Source organism: Thiomonas arsenitoxydans (genome assembly GCF_000253115.1).
Taxonomy (GTDB): domain Bacteria; phylum Pseudomonadota; class Gammaproteobacteria; order Burkholderiales; family Burkholderiaceae_C; genus Thiomonas; species Thiomonas arsenitoxydans.
In genome coordinates this window covers 751431-766825 of sequence record NC_014145.1, presented here as the reverse complement: position 1 = coordinate 766825, position 15395 = coordinate 751431, and the positions used below count along the sequence as shown (strand labels likewise).

Annotated in this window: 13 protein-coding genes; 6 read left to right on the top strand and 7 right to left on the bottom strand. The window is 67.4% G+C overall.

Going from position 1 to position 15395, the window contains the following annotated elements; translation table 11 throughout:
• Nucleotides 1–51 precede the first annotated feature (51 nt).
• From glcE to THI_RS03520, 3 genes are all read left to right on the top strand, one after another.
• Complete coding sequence (glcE, locus tag THI_RS03530; RefSeq protein WP_013104852.1) at nt 52–1176, top strand: glycolate oxidase subunit GlcE; 1125 nt, start codon at nt 52–54, stop codon at nt 1174–1176.
• A gap of 5 nt (nt 1177–1181) precedes the next feature.
• Complete coding sequence (glcF, locus tag THI_RS03525; protein WP_013104851.1) at nt 1182–2414, top strand: glycolate oxidase subunit GlcF; 1233 nt, start codon at nt 1182–1184, stop codon at nt 2412–2414.
• A gap of 236 nt (nt 2415–2650) precedes the next feature.
• Nucleotides 2651–3787: an ABC transporter substrate-binding protein gene (locus tag THI_RS03520; protein WP_013104850.1), complete on the top strand. Its 1137-nt coding sequence runs from the start codon at nt 2651–2653 to the stop codon at nt 3785–3787.
• Here THI_RS03520 and THI_RS03515 read toward each other — a convergent pair.
• Nucleotides 3759–4697 (bottom strand): DMT family transporter, encoded by a 939-nt coding sequence (locus THI_RS03515; RefSeq protein WP_013104849.1) that lies wholly within the window; start codon nt 4695–4697, stop codon nt 3759–3761. The genes THI_RS03520 and THI_RS03515 overlap by 29 nt on opposite strands.
• A gap of 197 nt (nt 4698–4894) precedes the next feature.
• On the opposite strand from THI_RS03515, the gene THI_RS03510 reads away from it, so the two are divergent.
• Complete coding sequence (locus THI_RS03510; RefSeq protein ID WP_141130508.1) at nt 4895–8254, top strand: EAL domain-containing protein; 3360 nt, start codon at nt 4895–4897, stop codon at nt 8252–8254.
• A gap of 26 nt (nt 8255–8280) precedes the next feature.
• On the opposite strand, the gene THI_RS03505 is transcribed toward THI_RS03510, so the two are convergent.
• The 3 genes from THI_RS03505 to lplT all read right to left on the bottom strand — a co-directional run bounded on the left by THI_RS03505 (nt 8281) and on the right by lplT (nt 11364).
• Nucleotides 8281–9084 carry a TlpA family protein disulfide reductase gene (locus tag THI_RS03505; RefSeq protein ID WP_013104847.1) on the bottom strand — a complete coding sequence of 268 codons (804 nt, stop codon included), beginning with the start codon at nt 9082–9084 and terminating at the stop codon, nt 8281–8283.
• 58 nt (nt 9085–9142) lie between these two features.
• Nucleotides 9143–9958 (bottom strand): mechanosensitive ion channel family protein, encoded by an 816-nt coding sequence (locus THI_RS03500; protein ID WP_013104846.1) that lies wholly within the window; start codon nt 9956–9958, stop codon nt 9143–9145.
• Nucleotides 9959–10035: 77 nt separating this feature from the next.
• Nucleotides 10036–11364, bottom strand: a complete 1329-nt coding sequence (gene lplT, locus THI_RS03495) for a lysophospholipid transporter LplT (RefSeq protein WP_013104845.1) — start codon at nt 11362–11364, stop codon at nt 10036–10038.
• Nucleotides 11365–11570: 206 nt separating this feature from the next.
• Between lplT and alr the strand changes: the two genes are divergently transcribed.
• Together alr and radA are read left to right on the top strand one after the other, a co-directional pair.
• The gene (gene alr, locus THI_RS03490) at nt 11571–12674 is read left to right on the top strand and encodes an alanine racemase (protein WP_013104844.1); all 1104 of its coding nucleotides are present in this window, start codon (nt 11571–11573) and stop codon (nt 12672–12674) included.
• A 1-nt stretch (nt 12675) separates the two neighbouring features.
• Nucleotides 12676–14238 carry a DNA repair protein RadA gene (gene radA / locus THI_RS03485; RefSeq protein WP_013104843.1) on the top strand — a complete coding sequence of 521 codons (1563 nt, stop codon included), beginning with the start codon at nt 12676–12678 and terminating at the stop codon, nt 14236–14238.
• A gap of 45 nt (nt 14239–14283) precedes the next feature.
• Here radA and THI_RS03480 read toward each other — a convergent pair whose 3' ends face one another.
• The 3 genes from THI_RS03480 to THI_RS03475 all read right to left on the bottom strand — a co-directional run bounded on the left by THI_RS03480 (nt 14284) and on the right by THI_RS03475 (nt 15393).
• Nucleotides 14284–14658, bottom strand: coding sequence for a hypothetical protein (locus THI_RS03480; RefSeq protein WP_013104842.1), 375 nt, complete (start codon nt 14656–14658; stop codon nt 14284–14286).
• A 106-nt stretch (nt 14659–14764) separates the two neighbouring features.
• Nucleotides 14765–15010, bottom strand: a complete 246-nt coding sequence (locus tag THI_RS18730) for a hypothetical protein (protein WP_050985907.1) — start codon at nt 15008–15010, stop codon at nt 14765–14767.
• The gene (locus tag THI_RS03475) at nt 14962–15393 is read right to left on the bottom strand and encodes a hemerythrin domain-containing protein (protein WP_013104840.1); all 432 of its coding nucleotides are present in this window, start codon (nt 15391–15393) and stop codon (nt 14962–14964) included. Before THI_RS03475 ends, THI_RS18730 begins: the two co-directional genes overlap by 49 nt.
• Nucleotides 15394–15395: the final 2 nt, after the last annotated feature.

Sequence of the window (15395 nt, the reverse complement as noted above, 5' to 3'; positions counted from 1 at the left end):
CCGCGTCGCATTCCGATCTTGGCTGCGACCCCGCGCCGCAGCGTCCCGTACATGCAAGCAGACGATCTGATTCCTCTTTGGCAAGACCTGGTGCGAGAAGCCGCCTCGCGCGGCGAACGCATTCGCATTCACGGCGGCGGCAGCAAAGCGCCGTGGTGGGCCGCCGCGCAGCACAGCGGGGTGGATGCCGCCGAACACACGCTCGACGCCACGCAGCTGTCGGGCATCACCCATTTCGAGCCGACCGAGCTGGTCATCACCGCGCGCGCGGGCACGCCGCTGGCCGAGATTGAGGCGGCGCTGGCCGAGCATCACCAGTTCCTGCCCTTCGAGCCGCCGCACTTCGCCCGCACCGGCCGCGCCACGCTGGGCGGCATGGTGGCCAGCGCCCTGAGCGGCCCGGCGCGCATCAGCGCCGGTGGGGTGCGCGACTATGTGCTCGGCGCCACGCTGCTCAGCGGCAAGGGCGAGGTACTGCGCTTCGGCGGCGAGGTGATGAAAAACGTCGCCGGGTTCGATGTCTCGCGCCTACTGTGCGGCTCGCTCGGCTCACTCGGGGTCATTCTCGACGTGTCGCTCAAAATCATGCCCGTGGCCCCGGCGCAAACCACGCTGCGCTTCTCCATGACGCAGGACGAAGCCATCACCCGCTGCAACACCTGGGCCGCGCAACCCCTGCCGCTCAACGCCAGCGCCTGGCTGCCCGATCGCAGCGCGGGCACCGGCAAAGGCGTGCTCACCCTACGGCTGCGCGGCGCGCAGGCGGCCGTGCAGGCCGCGCAGACCCGTCTGGGCGGCGAACGCATGGCCGAGACGGAAGCCGCCGCTTTCTGGACCGGGCTGCGCGAGCAGACCCTGCCCTGGTTCGCCCCCACCTGGCCGGGCGATTCGCAGGCCGCGCTGTGGCGACTGTCGCTGCCCTCCACCGCACCCGCGCTCGATCTTTCCGGCACGCAGTTGGTGGAATGGTTCGGCGGCCTGCGCTGGCTTATCAGCGCCGCGCCGGCGTCCATCATTCATGAAGCGGCCCGGCAGACCGGTGGCCATGCCACGCGCTTTCGCGGCGGCGACGCCAGCGCGCCCGTGTTCGACACCGCGCAGGCCACGCTGCTGCGCATTCAGCGCAACGTCAAGGCCGCCTTCGATCCGCACGGCGTGTTCCCCACTCTTTTCTGATCCCGATGGAAACCCATCTCAGCCCCGAATTCGCCAGCACGCCCGAAGGCCAGCAGGCCGAAGCCATTCTGCGCAACTGCGTGCACTGCGGCTTTTGCACCGCCACCTGCCCCACCTATCAACTGCTGGGCGATGAGCTCGACGGCCCGCGCGGCCGCATCTACCAGATCAAACAGGCGCTCGAAGGCGAGGCGCCCACCCGCACCACCCAGCTGCACCTCGACCGCTGCCTGACCTGCCGCAACTGCGAGACCACCTGCCCGTCCGGGGTGGAATACGGCCGTCTGGTGGACATCGGCCGCGCCGTGGTCGATGCCAAGGTGGAACGTCCCGCCGGAGAAAAACTCGCCCGCTGGGCGCTGCGCGAAGGCATGACCTCCAGCCTGTTCGCCCCGGCCATCAAGCTCGGCCAGGCGCTGCGCCCGCTGGTGCCCGCCGCGCTGCGCGACAAGGTGCCTCCCCGGCAGCGCGCAGGCAAACGCCCACAGCGCGACCACGCCCGCAAAGTGCTGATGCTGGGCGGCTGCGTGCAGCCCACGCTCATGCCCAATATCGGCGCGGCCACCGCCCGCGTGCTCGATGCCGTTGGCGTGCAGCCGCTGCTGGCCGACGGCGCCGGTTGCTGCGGCGCCATTCGCCAGCATCTCTCCGACCACGACGGCGCGCTGGCCGACATGAAACGCAATGTCGATGCCTGGTGGCCGCTGGTGGAAAGCGGCGCGGTCGAAGCCATCGTGATGGACGCCTCGGGCTGCGGCGCCATGGTCAAGGAATATGGCCACCATCTGCTGCACGACCCCGCCTATGCCGAACGCGCTCAGCGCATCAGCGCGCTGTGCCAGGACATCAGCGAGTACCTGCCGCAGTTCGCCGCATCACTCAAAACCTTGCTGAAAAACAAACCGGTCGACCATCTCGCCTACCACCCGCCCTGCACCCTGCAGCATGCGCAACAGGTGCGCGGCGGGGCCGAGGCCCTGCTGCGCGAGCTGGGCTTCGAGGTCAAGCTGCCGCTGGAAAGCCATCTGTGCTGCGGCTCGGCCGGCACCTATTCGGTGCTGCAGCCCGAGCTGTCGAAAGAGCTGCGCAACCGCAAGCTGCAGCATCTGGCCGAAACCGCGCCGCAGCGCATTGTCAGCAGCAATATCGGCTGCATCCAGCATCTGCAGTCCGGCACCACCATTCTGGTGCAGCACTGGGTGGAACTGCTCGACGAAGCGCTGCACGGCAAACCCTGAACGCTGTTGGATTTCCGCCTCTGAGCGCAGCGGATGCGGTTGTCAGCCTCGGCCGGGTTGTGGACAATGCAAAAAATTTACAAAAACCGGGGTCGGGGGGCCCTGCTCGCTTCATGCGCGGAAGCTGGCTTGTTCCGCGACCCGGTCGCCCCTCCCCTGATGTCCCTTACGCTCGCAGCGCAGGCCGGCTGGCTGAACTGCAGAATCCTTGCCGACGCATTTTTTCCGAGACCACGATGAAATTTTTTGCCACCCTGTTTGCTGGCCTGAGTCTGATGGCGGCCACGTCCGCATTTGCGGCCACGCCGGGCGTGACTGACACGCAAATCGTCATCGGCCAATCGGCCCCGCTCACCGGACCGGCGGCGCAGCTCGGCATCCGCCTGCGCATGGGCATCGAGGCGTATTTCAAGCAGGTCAATGCCGACGGCGGCGTAGCCGGGCGCAGCCTCAAGCTGGTCAGCCTCGATGACGGCTACGAGCCGGCCCGCGCCGTGGCCAATACCAAGACCTTCATCAACGGCGGTGATGTGTTCGCCCTGCTGGGCTATGTCGGCACGCCCACTACCCTGGCGGCCAAACCCCTGATCGATCAGGCCGGGATTCCCCTCATCGGCCCGTTCACCGGCGCGATGGGGCTGCGCTCCCCCGTCGATCCCTACATTTTCAACATCCGCGCCAGCTACAACGACGAAACCCGCAAGATCGTCGATCAGTTCCTGTTCCTCGGCCTGAAAAAGATCGCCGTGTTCTACCAGGACGACGCCTACGGCATGGCCGGACTGACGGGCGTGCAAAAAGCCCTGGCCGCGCACAATCTCAAGCCCGTGGCCACCGGCACGGTCAAACGCAATACGGTGGATGTGGCCGGGGCGCTGGCCTCCATCCTGCCTTCCAAGCCCGACCTCATCGTGGAAGTCGGCACCTACACCGAAGTGGCGGCATTCAATCAGCAGGCCATTGCCAAGGGCTACGGCGGCCAGTTCGCCAATGTGAGCTTCGTCGGCTCTGAAGCGCTGGCCAAAGCGCTCGGCCCCGAGGGCAACGGCGTGATCATCACCCAGGTCGTGCCCTTCCCCTTCTCCACCGTCACCCCCCTGGTGCGCGAGTACCAGGCGGCGATGAACAGCGCCGGGCATAAGGGCGATTACGACTTCACCAGCCTGGAAGGCTATATCGACGCCAAGGTGCTGGTGCAGGCTCTGCGCAAAGCCGGCAAGACGCTCACCCGCGCCAACCTGATGGACGCCCTCAACAGCATGGGCAACGAGAACCTCGGCGGCTTCACCGTGCACTTCTCGCCCGACAACCACTCCGGCTCCGACTACGTGGACACCACCAGCATCACGGCCAGCGGCGGCTTCCGCCACTGACCTCCAGCACCGCATCGGCCTCGGCTTGCTTTCGCGCAGGCCAGGCGGCCAGCAAGATCGCCAGCAGAATCAGGCAGCCGCCCCACAGCGCCTGCGCGCTCAGACGCTCCACGCCGAGCAGCACGGCGCTGCCGCTGGCGAACACGATTTCCACCGTCATCACCACCGCCGTCAAGGTGGACGGCAGCCGCTCTGCGCCATACTGCAGCCCCAGATTCGCCGCCAGAAAAGCCAGCGCCATCAACACCACGCCCATCAGCCACCCCGGCGCCGGCGCAGGCATGGGCGCAACGGCGCCGCTGGCGGTCAGCAGGGCCGCCACACCGCCCGCCACGATCACCCCGCCGGCGAACATCGCCAGACCGCGCGCCTCGGGCGGGGTGTGCGCATACTTGCGCAACAGCACATTGTTGAGCGCGAAAAACATGCCGCCGATCACGCCCAGCCAGTCTGCCGGATGTTGCGGCAGCGGCAGACCGCCTCCTTGCGGCCACAACACCACCATCGCCCCGGCCAGGGCCAGCGTCAGGCGCAGGCCGACCAGCCTTGTGAGTTTTTCGTTCAGTAGCCAGCGCGCCAGCAGTGTGGCCCAGACCGGCATGAGATAGAACAGCAGCACCACCCGCACCACGTCGCCCTCGGTCACGCCCCAGTTGAACGCCGCGTTCGTCGCTCCCGAGGCGATGAGAATGCCCCACAGCGGCGGATGCCGCCAAAGCGCCCGCACCGCCGATGGCCGCGCCGCCACGATGATGAGCGTGCTCACCGCGTACATCGCCGCGGTGGCCCACAGCGGATTGAGGCCCAGACCATTGAAATGGCGGAACGGCCACCACGACACGCCCCAGACGAAGGCATTGAGCATCAGACCGCCGATGGCGGCCAAGGTGATTGCAGAGGAGGTCGGCATAGAAAAAGCGTCAGGCCGCAGGGTGCGGATCAAAGCTGCGCAAGATAGCGGGTTTGCACGCGGGCGTCGCCGAGTCTCGCTTTGGCTGGGCGATTTCGAGAAAAATTCACGCCCGCGGCACGGCGCGGCATCGTAAAGTCGCGTTTTACTGGGCGCTGGCGAAAGACTGCCGCCCGATCTCCATTGCATCCTTCATCATGCCCGATCAGAACGCGTCCCTCGGACTGCTCGAATTGCCCAGCGAAATCCTGCGGGGGCTGGCGGCCGGGCGCCCGGTAACCGAGCTGGCGGCGCTGCTGTGCCGCATGGCCGAGCAGGCGGTGCCGGGACGCCTCGCCAGCCTCCTGCGGCTGGGGCCGGACGGCGATCTGCACCCGCTGGCGCTGCCCAGCGGCCCGCCGGAATTGTTGAGCGCCTTCGACGGGCTCACGCCCGGGCCGCATGCCGGTTCCTGCGGCAATGCGGTGCTGCACAACGCACCCACCTTCATAGCAGACATCCCCACGGATGATCGCTGGGATGACCTGCGCGCCGCAGCCGAGCAATGCAACCTGCGCTCCTGCTGGTCGTGGCCGGTGCGCGACGGCGCCCAGGTGATCGGCAGTTTTGCCCTGACCAGCACCGTACCCGGCCTGCCCGATGCGGCGCAAACCCAGCTGCTCGAATTCGTCGCCTCCATGGCCGGCGCGCTGCTGCGCATGGACGCGCTGCAGCGCGAGCGCGAGACCGAGGCGCGGCTGCGCCAGGCCATGCTCGACAACGCGCTGGTGGGCATCGCGCTGGTGGGAGAGCGCGTCATCCGCAGTGGCAATGCGCGCATGGTCGAGATGTTCGGCTACCCCGATCTGCAGTCTCTGCAGGGCGTGCCGGCACGCGAAATCTATGCCGACGACGCCGACTTCGAGGCTATCGGCGCCGATATCTACGCGGCCATGGCGCGCGGCGAGTCGGTCACGCGCGAGGTGCACATGCGGCGGCGCGACGGCAGCCTGTTCTGGTGCGAACTCACCGGCCAGGCCGTCACGGGCCAGCCGGGAGTCGATTCGGTCTGGGTCGGGCAAGACATCAGCGAACGCCGCGCCGCGCAGGAACGCCTGCGCTGGCAGGCGCGGCACGACGCCCTCACCAGCCTACCCAACCGCTACGCCCTCGACGAATGGCTGCCGCAGCGGCTGCAAGCCGCGCAGGCGCAAGGCGCCACCGTGGCGCTGGGTCTGCTCGACCTAGACGACTTCAAGGCGATCAACGACGACTGGGGCCACGCCGTCGGCGACGAGGTGCTGGTGCAGGTCGCCCGCCAGCTCGGCGCCCGGCTCGAACCCGACGACCTGCTCGCGCGCATCGGCGGCGATGAGTTCGTGCTCGTGCTCCACAGCGCAGGCGGGGCGCAGGCCATCGCCCGCCGCATCGAGGCGCTGGGCGCCTTGCTACCGCTGAGTGTGCCGCTGCCCGGTGGCAAAACCCACCCCCTGCGACTCAGCATGGGGCTGGCGCTGTTCCCGCAGGACGGCCCTGATCCCGACACCCTGCTGCGCCACGCCGACGTCGCGCTGCACACCGTCAAGCTGCACAAGCACACGCGTCGCCATTGGTGGCTGCACTGGGGGCAGGAGATCGAAGCCGACTTTCTCGGCGACGGCCCCGAGCACTGGGTGCCGCAGCCCTACGGAGCGCAAGCGCAGGAGCTGTTGCGCATCGCCGCCCCGTCTTTCGTCGCCGCGGCAACGGAATTCATCGCGCAGTTTTACAGCCTGCTCGAACACGACGCCGAATCGCGCCAACTCCTCAGCCACCTCACCCCAGAGGAATTCGATCATCTCAAGGCGCGGCAGGCCGATCATTTCCGGCTGCTGCTCAGCCCGGATCTGCTGGAAGACACGCATGTGCGCGAAGCCACGCGCGTCGGCCAGATCCACGCCCTGGTGGGCGTGCCCACGCGGCTGCTGGTGCAGTCTGCGGGGCTTTATCTGCAGGCGCTGATCGATCGCAGTCAGGGCTTGAGCGCCCGTCCGCGCGACCGTCGGCGCATCGTCCAGTTGTTCACCGCGCGGCTGCAAACCGAGCTGCAGACCGAGGTGGAAGCGGCGCAGACGATCCGCGAGCAGTTCCAGCAAAGCGTCATCGCGCTGGAACACGCGCTGCAGGACGGCACCGCGTGGAGCGAATTCATGCAAATGGCGCTCGACCGGCTGGCCGCCCTGCCCGGGGTCAAAGCGGCCGCTTTGGGCGCGCCCGATGCCAACGGCGAGTTCGTCGTCGAGCTGTCTTCCGGGCTCGAACCCTACGCCCGCGCCATGAAGAAGCACTACGGCGGCATCAAAGTGCCCAAGCTGCAAGGTGCGCACGCCGAGAGCCTCGGCCCCACGGCCTCGGCCTGGCAGACCGAAAAAATCAGCACCCTGGCGAGCTACGCGCACGACACCCCCGGCGCCCCCTGGCGCGAGGCGGCGCGCGACGCCGGTATTCGCAGCGCCGCCTCGGTTCCGCTGACCGACCGCAACGGCCGCGTGGTCGTCATCCTCAGCCTGTACGGCGGTTACCCGGCCATGTTCGAGCGCGGCGCGGCACGCAGCTTTCTCGACAACCTCGGCCAGACGCTCAGCCGCGCCTGGCAGCGCCTGCACGCTCACGGCCGCCAGCAGCCCGTGCCCGTGGTGCTGCGCCAGCGCTGGCGCAGCAGTCTGTTCGATCATGGGCTGGAGATGCATCTGCAACCCTTGGTCGATCTGCAGACCGGCAAGCCTTACGGCGTCGAAGCCCTCGCCCGCCTGCGCATGGACGACGGCAGCCTCGTCATGCCGGGGCAGTTTCTGCCGTGGTTCGGCCAGGCCGAACTCTCTCGCCTGTTTCGCGGCGGGCTGGCGCAGGCGCTGGCGCACATCGCCCGCTGGGATGCCGAGGGTCTGCGCCTGAGCCTGGGGCTGAACCTGCCGCTGGACGTGCTGCTGCAGCAAGACTGTCGCCGCCGCGTCGAATCGGCGCTGCGCGAGGCCGGTGTCGCCCCCGACCGCCTGTCGCTCGAAATGCTGGAAAACGCCGAATTCGACAATCCGCAGCGCCGCGACGATGCGGTGCGCGACCTCGCCGCCACCGGCGTGCGGCTGGTGATGGACGATCTGGGCAGTGGCTACTCCAGCCTGCTGCGCCTGCGCACCCTGCCGTTTCATACTGTCAAAATCGATCAGGGCCTGGTGCGCGAAGCCGGACGCGACCCCGAGCAGGCCATCGGCTTCATCGGCGCGCTGGTGCAGCTGGCGCAAAGCCTGGGCCTGTGGGTGGTCGTCGAAGGGCTGGAAACGCCCGACCTGGTCGAAGCTGCCACCCTGCTGGGCGCCGATGCCGGCCAAGGCTACGCGCTGGCGCGGCCCATGCCCGCTGCCGATGTGGCCGACTGGGTACGCAACTTCCGCTGCCCGGTCGATCCGCGCCAGCCCGCCACGCCGCTGGGCCGTCTGGCGCAAGACTGGATGGCGCAGCACGGCCGCCTGCTCGCCGACGCCTCGGCCCGCCGCCTGCTGCACGCCGCGCGGCGCAAAGCGCTGAACACCGACGCCTGACGCACCGGGATTGCGCCCACTCGCCGTTACTTGCGCAGCGCGGCGATGCCCTGCTGCAACGTCGCCGCCGACAACTCGCCGATGTGCACCCGCTGCACCGTGCCATCGGCGCGGATGAACAAGGTGGTGGGCAGCCCGGGAGACTGATAGAGCGACAGCAGCCGGTTGCCCGGATCGAGCAGCACCCCCGGATCGGTGAGTTGCTCGCGCTGCAAATACGCCGCCACGCGCGTCGCCGCCTCACCTTCGTTGACCAGCACGATGCGCGCCCCGGTCTGCTGCTGCGCGGCCTGGATCAGCAGCGGCAATTCGCGGCGGCAAGGCGGGCACCAGGTAGCCCAGAGATTGACCACCAGCGGCTGGCCACGCAGGCTGGCCAGCGCCACCAAGCGACCCTGCAGCGTTTGCAGGGTGAGATCAGGCAGAGGCGGGCGCGCCGGTTGCAATAAGGTGAGCGCTCCCATGCCCGCCAGCACAACGGCGGCTCCGGCGCTGGCGCTCAGCGGCAGGCTCATTCGCAAGGCTGGGCGCCGCCAGGCCCAGAACGCCACACCGGCTGCCGCCGCGGCCCAGCCCGCCCAGGGATCGAAGCCGCGATCGCGGATGTCGATCATCGCCAGCACGCTGGAATAGTCTGCGCTGTGCCGTGCAACGAACACGGCGCGCGCCACGACCAGCGCCCCAATCAGCAGCGGCAGCAGCGCGGGCTCGGCATTGCCGCGCCCCGCCTTCTGCGCCACGCCCGCCACCCACACCGCCACGGCATAACCCAGCACCAGCAATAGCGGCGCCCAGGGCAAGACGATGGGGCCGAGGCGCAAGGCGTCCATACTCAACCCTGCCGGCCGAGGCCGGGCACGAACATCGACGGCCAAGCGTTCCGCATCGTTACGCCGCCTTCCCCACCCAGACTTGCTTGGGCAGGGCGTAGGCGAAACCGGCCTGCGTCAGCGTTTCGCGGATGGTGCGGTTGGTGTCGAAATACACCTGCCAATAGTGGGCGTTGTTGCAGAAAGGAAAAACCGTGAGCACCGGCCCGACGCTGTTGAACTCCAGAATTTCAATCACTGGCGCCGGATCGGTCAACACATTGGGAATGGCCTGCACCTGTTTGCGCAGCAGTTCCATGGCGGCGACATGATCGGCGTCGCTGGAAAGCTGGCATTTGAGTTCAACGCGGCGGTAGTCGTTGGTCGAATAGTTTTCGATGTTGTTGCCCAGAATCTTGCCATTGCCGACAAAGGTGAGCACGTTGTCGAGTGTGACGATGGAGGTGACGAACAGCCCGACCTCCTTCACCGTGCCGGTCACATCACCCGCCTTGACGAAATCGCCCACCTTGAAGGGCTTGAGCACCAGCAGAAAGGCGCCCGCCGCGAAGTTGCCCAGCAGGCCGCTCCACGCCGCGCCGATAGCGACGCCAGCGCCTGCCACCAAGGCCGCGAAGGTGGTGGTCTGCACCCCGAAATAGCCCAGAATGGCCACGACCAGCACGATGTTCAGCGCGATGTTCATGAAGCTGAGCATGTAGCGCGTGAGCATGGGGTCGAAATGCTGCCTGTCCAGCACGCCACGCAGCAGTTTGTCGGCAATGCGGATGAGCCATCGCCCCAGAATCCACAGCGCGATGGCCGCGAGAATTTTCATTCCCGCCTCGGTGGCGTATTGCAAAAGGAGGTTGCTGTAGTGCTGCACGTCGTTCATGGTGGCGCTCCTGGAAAGGACATCGGGGGTTAGACCGATTTTGCGACGGTTTGAAGACAGGGCGAAGCGGCAGAATGTTAAGAATGATGCTCTTCGTGACGCGGCTCGCCGATCAGTTGCGTCCAGTCGCGCTCCCTCTGGTTGCGGCGATACCAGAGGATGACCATAAACATGCTGACGGAGACAAAGGTGCCAAACAGCGCAATCACCCACGGCACCGGCAGGTTCAGGCGGATGAGCAGGGCGTAGAACAGCAGCATGAGCAGCACGCTGACGTTCTCGTTGAAGTTCTGCACCGCGATCGAATGCCCCGCCGACAGCAGCACATAGCCCCGGTGCTGCAGCAGCGCGTTCATCGGCACCACAAAATACCCGGCCAATGCGCCGATGAATACCATGAAGCCATAGGCGAACAGCATGTAAAGCGGCAGTTGCACCACCCAGAAATGCAGCTGCACGTCGGGCAGCAGCTCGCGGTTGAAAAACGCCAGCGCCACGGTGGTCAGCCCCATGCCCACGCCCAGCGGCAGCACGCTCAGGCTCTTTTTCAGCGGCACGCGCACGGCAGCGCTGATCGCCCCAGCGGCCACGCCCAGCGCCACGGCCGCCTGCATCACAGACGCCATGGTGAGATCCAGCCCCAGTGCATGTTCCGCCCACTTCAGCACGATGAACTGCAACGTCGCCCCCGCGCCCCAGAACAGGGTGGTGACCGCCAGCGAAATCTGCCCCAGCTTGTCGGTCCACAGCACCTTGGTGCAATGCGCAAAATCAACCAGCAGCGCCACCAGCCGGGTTTTCTGTTTTTCGTAACGCGCCCCGGTATCGGGAATGCGCAAATTGCATAAGGCCGCCAGCAAATACACCAGGGTGATGACCAGAATGGCCGCCTCGGGCGTGGTGTTGATACCAACCGCAGCCAGCCCGGGCAGCCCCAGCAAAAAACCCGACGCCGCCTGACTAACCAAAAACCCGCCCAGCACCGTGCCCAGAATGATGGAGCTGACCGTGGTGCCCTCGATCCAGCCATTGGCCGCGACCAGTTGCTGCGGCGGCAGCAACTCGGTGAGGATGCCGTATTTGGCCGGCGAATAGGCCGCCGCGCCTAGGCCCACCACGCCGTAAGCCAGCAGCGGGTGCACCGAGATCAGCATGAGCACCAGCCCGGCCACTTTCACCAGATTGGTGATGAACATCACCTTCCATTTCAGAATGGCATCGGCAAACGCCCCCACGAAGGGGGCAAGCACCACATAGGAGATGGTGAAAAAGAACTTGAGCAGCGGCGTCATCCAGTCGGGTGACTGCATCTGCACCAGCAGGGCGATGGCGGCGATGAGCAGCGCGTTGTCGGCCAGCGAAGAAAAAAACTGCGCCGCCATGATCCAGTAAAAGCCTTTTTTCATCGCGTGGCTGCCCGCGATGCTGCAGCAGGCTGTGTCGTATCGTTGGGTGAGAACAAGATCAGGGATTGCGATGAATGAGGCGGGCTGGCGCGTGCGGCATGGCTGGCGGCTTGCGGGAACAGACCCGCAGGCTGCCGGGGTTTATAGCACAGGGCATTTCAGGGCATTTGCGACAATGCTGGCCTCAACCCTCTGCCCGAGCTGCCATGCCCCGCCCGATTTCCGCCGTGATCCACACGGCCGCGCTCTCCCACAACCTCCTGCGAGTCCGCCAGGCCACGCCCGCGAGCAAGGTCTGGGCCGTGGTCAAAGCCAATGCCTACGGTCACGGCATCGCCCGCGCGTATGGCGCGCTGCGCACGGCCGACGGTTTCGCGCTGCTCGATCTGACCGAGGCCGAGAAGCTGCGCGCGCTCGGCTGGGTCGGCCCCATTCTGCTGCTCGAAGGCTGTTTCGCCCCGGAAGACCTCGCGCTTTGCGAACGCCTCAACCTCTGGCATGTAGTGCATTGCCGCGAACAGATCGACTGGCTGGCGGTGCACCGCGGCAACCGCACGCACCGCGTGTTCCTCAAAATGAACACCGGCATGAACCGCGTGGGCTTTTCGCCCGAGGCCTACGCCGCCGCCTGGGAGCGGCTGAACGCGCTGCCGCAGGTGGGCGAAATCACCCACATGACCCACTTCGCCTGCGCCGACGAAGCGGGCGGAATCGACGAAGCGCTAGCACGATTCGCCCGCGGTGTGGGCCATCTGCCGGGCGAACGCACCCTGTCCAATTCCGCCGCAGCGCTGGTGCACGGCGCCGACCCGCGCGTTGCGTCCGACTGGGTGCGGCCCGGCATTGCGCTGTACGGCAGCTCGCCCACCGGGCTGGCGCTAGACGCGGCGCACTGGAAGCTGCGCCCCGCCATGAGTCTGCGCAGCGAGCTCATCGACATTCAGCACATCGCTGCGGGCGAGTGTGTGGGCTACGGCGCGCGCTTCACCGCGCCGCGCCCCATGCGCATCGGCGTGGTCGCCTGCGGCTATGCCGATGGCTACCCGCGCGTCGCCCCCAACGGCACGCCCATCGTGGTGGACGGCGTGCGCACGCAGTTGGTCGGCCGGGTGTCGATGGACATGATCACCGTCGATCTCGAGCCGGTGTTTGCCGCAGGCAACCAGCCCATGATCGGCAGCCCCGTGCTGCTGTGGGGGCAGGACGCGCAGGCCGAGCTCTCGATCGACGAGGTTGCGGCAGCCGCGGGCACGCTCGGCTACGAGCTGATGTGCGCCCTGGCCGCCCGCGTGCCGGTGCGGGTGGAATGAGATGGCCAAACCCCAAACCGTTTACGTCTGCTCCGAGTGCGGCGGCAAATCCGCCAAGTGGCAGGGCCAGTGCCCGCACTGCCAGGCCTGGAACACCTTGGTGGAAACGGCAGAGCGCAGCGTCGATGCCGCCCGCCCCGGCGCACGGCACGGCGCCGCGGCAGCGCAGTTCGCCGGGCGCGGCGACCTCACCGCGGCGAGCGGCCCGGTGCTGCTCACCGAGGTGCAGGCCGAGCGCCACGCGCACCGAAGCAGCGGCATCGACGAACTCGACCGCGTGCTCGGCGGCGGCCTGGTGCCCGGCGGCGTCTTGCTGCTCGGCGGCGATCCGGGCATCGGCAAGTCCACCCTGCTGCTGCAAGTGCTCGCCAATCTGTCCGCCGAACTGCCGGTGCTCTATATCAGCGGCGAGGAGTCCGCCGCGCAGGTGGCGCTGCGTGCCCAACGTCTGGGCCTGAAAGGCGCGCCGGTGCGGCTGATGGCCGAAACGCAGCTGGAGGTCATGCTCGACGAGTTAGCACGCGGCCCCGCTGTCGGGCCTTCCCAAGGCGGGCGTTTCCCCCTCCCAACCTCCCCCACCGAGCGAGGGAGGAGCAATCACTCCCTCCCCACGGGTGGGGAGGGTCGGGGTGGGGATGCCCCCCTCGGGGAGCAGCGAGCGAATGCGAGCATGGGGGCCTATTCCATCGCAGTGATCGACTCCATCCAGACGGTTTACACCGAGGCGCTGTCCTCGGCGCCGGGGTCGGTGTCGCAGGTGCGCGAATGCGCGGCGCAACTCACCCGCGCGGCCAAGGCCAGCGGCATCACCCTGGTGCTGGTCGGCCACGTCACCAAGGAAGGCGCGCTCGCCGGGCCGCGTGTGCTGGAGCACATGGTCGATACCGTGCTGTATTTCGAGGGCGACACGCAGTCGCGCTTCCGGCTGATTCGCGCCATCAAGAACCGCTTCGGCGCGGTGAACGAACTGGGCGTGTTCGCCATGACCGAGCATGGCCTCAAAGGCGTGTCCAACCCCTCGGCCATCTTCCTCTCCACCCACGCCGAGCCGGTGCCCGGCACCTGCGTGCTCGCCACACTGGAGGGCACCCGCCCGCTGTTGGTGGAGGTGCAGGCGCTGGTGGACAACGCCGCCGCGCCCAGCCCGCGCCGCCTGTCCGTGGGGCTGGACGCAGCGCGGCTGGCCATGCTGCTGGCCGTGCTGCATCGCCATGCAGGAGTCGCCAGCGGCGATCAGGACGTGTTCGTCAACGCCGTGGGCGGGGTGCGCATCACCGAGCCCGCGGCCGATCTGGCCGTGCTGCTGGCCATTCAAAGTTCGCTGCGCAACCGCCCGCTACCGCGGGGTCTGCTGGCCTTCGGTGAAGTCGGCCTGGCGGGTGAAATCCGCCCCGCCCCGCGCGGCCAGGAGCGTCTGCGCGAAGCCGCCAAACTCGGCTTCTCCGCTGCCATCATTCCGGCTGCCAATGCCCCCAAGGGTGCGGGAAAACAGTTCGAAGGGCTGGAGTTGCACCCGGTGTCGCGCATCGAAGAAGCGCTGGACGTGGTGCGCGGGCTGGGGTGACGCATCAACCCCGCGCCGCATCACGGCTGCGCATCCCTTGGAGGATCAGCGCCGTTCCCAGCGGCCGCCCTGACCGTGCCAACCGCCGCCTTGCTGCACCCAGCGATGCGGCACCCAACGGTAGCCAGGGCGTGGCGCGTGCCAGTAGCCCCGGTTCCACACGTAGCGACCGTTTGCCCAGCCCCAATAGCCGGTGATCCACACCGCTCCGGGGTAAGGCGCCACACCGACCGCCTCGTACTGCGGGGCGGGAGGCGGCACATTGACCACGTCATACGCAGGCGCGCCGTAGCCATATTGCGGCGGCACGGGCGCCACCACGCAACCGCCCAGCCCCAGCGCGGCAACAGCAGGCAAGATCAGAGCCGCGAGGCGACGCTTCGGGGTGTTGAGTGCAGCGGGAATGAGCGGTTGAGACATGGCGATGACCTCGTGTGTCGTGGGAGCAGGTTCTGAAGTAACGCGCAGCGCTGCGAAACCGCGACAGGCGATCACGCCTTTCTCACACCAATAGCGTGAACAGGCCCTAATCGGAAGGCCAGCGCACTCCACGGCGAGCAGCCATGTCCTGGCCCATCGCCGTGATTTGGGCGGCATTCATGCGCGCTTGCGCGGCCGGAAAAATCCGCGTGTTTTCGATGGCAATATGCGCGGCGTGCAGGGCGCTGAAGCGTTGCGCCGCATTGGCGATGAGCGCCGACGCGGGCAGGGCCTGCGCGGCTTTCACTTGCAGCAGCCAGTCGCGCAACTCGGCCCATAGCACGTCCAGCACGCGGTGATCGCTTTCAAGCGTTTCCAGCACCGCGTCGTCGCCGTCCCCCACCCTGCCGCCGAAGCGCGCAGCAGCGGAAACACATGCAGCTCCTCGTCTTCATGGTGCAGCGGCGCGGCTACATCGAAGTAGCGCAGCACTTTGTCGGCCGCCTGCTGCGCCTGTGCGTCCGTACCTTCTTGTGCGCCCCCAGGGTCGGCACGCCGCCCCGCGCCCCGTGGGGAACAAGCAAACTTGGGGCGGCCTTGCGTTTCCTTGAGCGCCACATGATCGATCAGCCGCAGCAGCAGAGCGTCCATGCGGGTGATGCGGGCATGGCAGCCGCGCAGCAGCTCGAAGGGCTGGTCAAACCCGGCGGCGGACAGATCGTCAGAAAGCAGCATCA

Excerpts from the sequence above, each read along its gene's own strand:
- glcE (WP_013104852.1), top strand. The coding sequence starts at position 52 with ATGCAAGCAGACGATCTGATTCCTCTTTGGCAAGACCTGGTGCGAGAA.
- glcF (WP_013104851.1), top strand. The coding sequence starts at position 1,182 with ATGGAAACCCATCTCAGCCCCGAATTCGCCAGCACGCCCGAAGGCCAG.
- THI_RS03520 (WP_013104850.1), top strand. The coding sequence starts at position 2,651 with ATGAAATTTTTTGCCACCCTGTTTGCTGGCCTGAGTCTGATGGCGGCC.
- THI_RS03515 (WP_013104849.1), bottom strand. The coding sequence starts at position 4,697 with ATGCCGACCTCCTCTGCAATCACCTTGGCCGCCATCGGCGGTCTGATG.
- THI_RS03510 (WP_141130508.1), top strand. The coding sequence starts at position 4,895 with ATGCCCGATCAGAACGCGTCCCTCGGACTGCTCGAATTGCCCAGCGAA.
- THI_RS03505 (WP_013104847.1), bottom strand. The coding sequence starts at position 9,084 with ATGGACGCCTTGCGCCTCGGCCCCATCGTCTTGCCCTGGGCGCCGCTA.
- THI_RS03500 (WP_013104846.1), bottom strand. The coding sequence starts at position 9,958 with ATGAACGACGTGCAGCACTACAGCAACCTCCTTTTGCAATACGCCACC.
- lplT (WP_013104845.1), bottom strand. The coding sequence starts at position 11,364 with ATGAAAAAAGGCTTTTACTGGATCATGGCGGCGCAGTTTTTTTCTTCG.
- alr (WP_013104844.1), top strand. The coding sequence starts at position 11,571 with ATGCCCCGCCCGATTTCCGCCGTGATCCACACGGCCGCGCTCTCCCAC.
- radA (WP_013104843.1), top strand. The coding sequence starts at position 12,676 with ATGGCCAAACCCCAAACCGTTTACGTCTGCTCCGAGTGCGGCGGCAAA.
- THI_RS03480 (WP_013104842.1), bottom strand. The coding sequence starts at position 14,658 with ATGTCTCAACCGCTCATTCCCGCTGCACTCAACACCCCGAAGCGTCGC.
- THI_RS03475 (WP_013104840.1), bottom strand. The coding sequence starts at position 15,393 with ATGCTGCTTTCTGACGATCTGTCCGCCGCCGGGTTTGACCAGCCCTTC.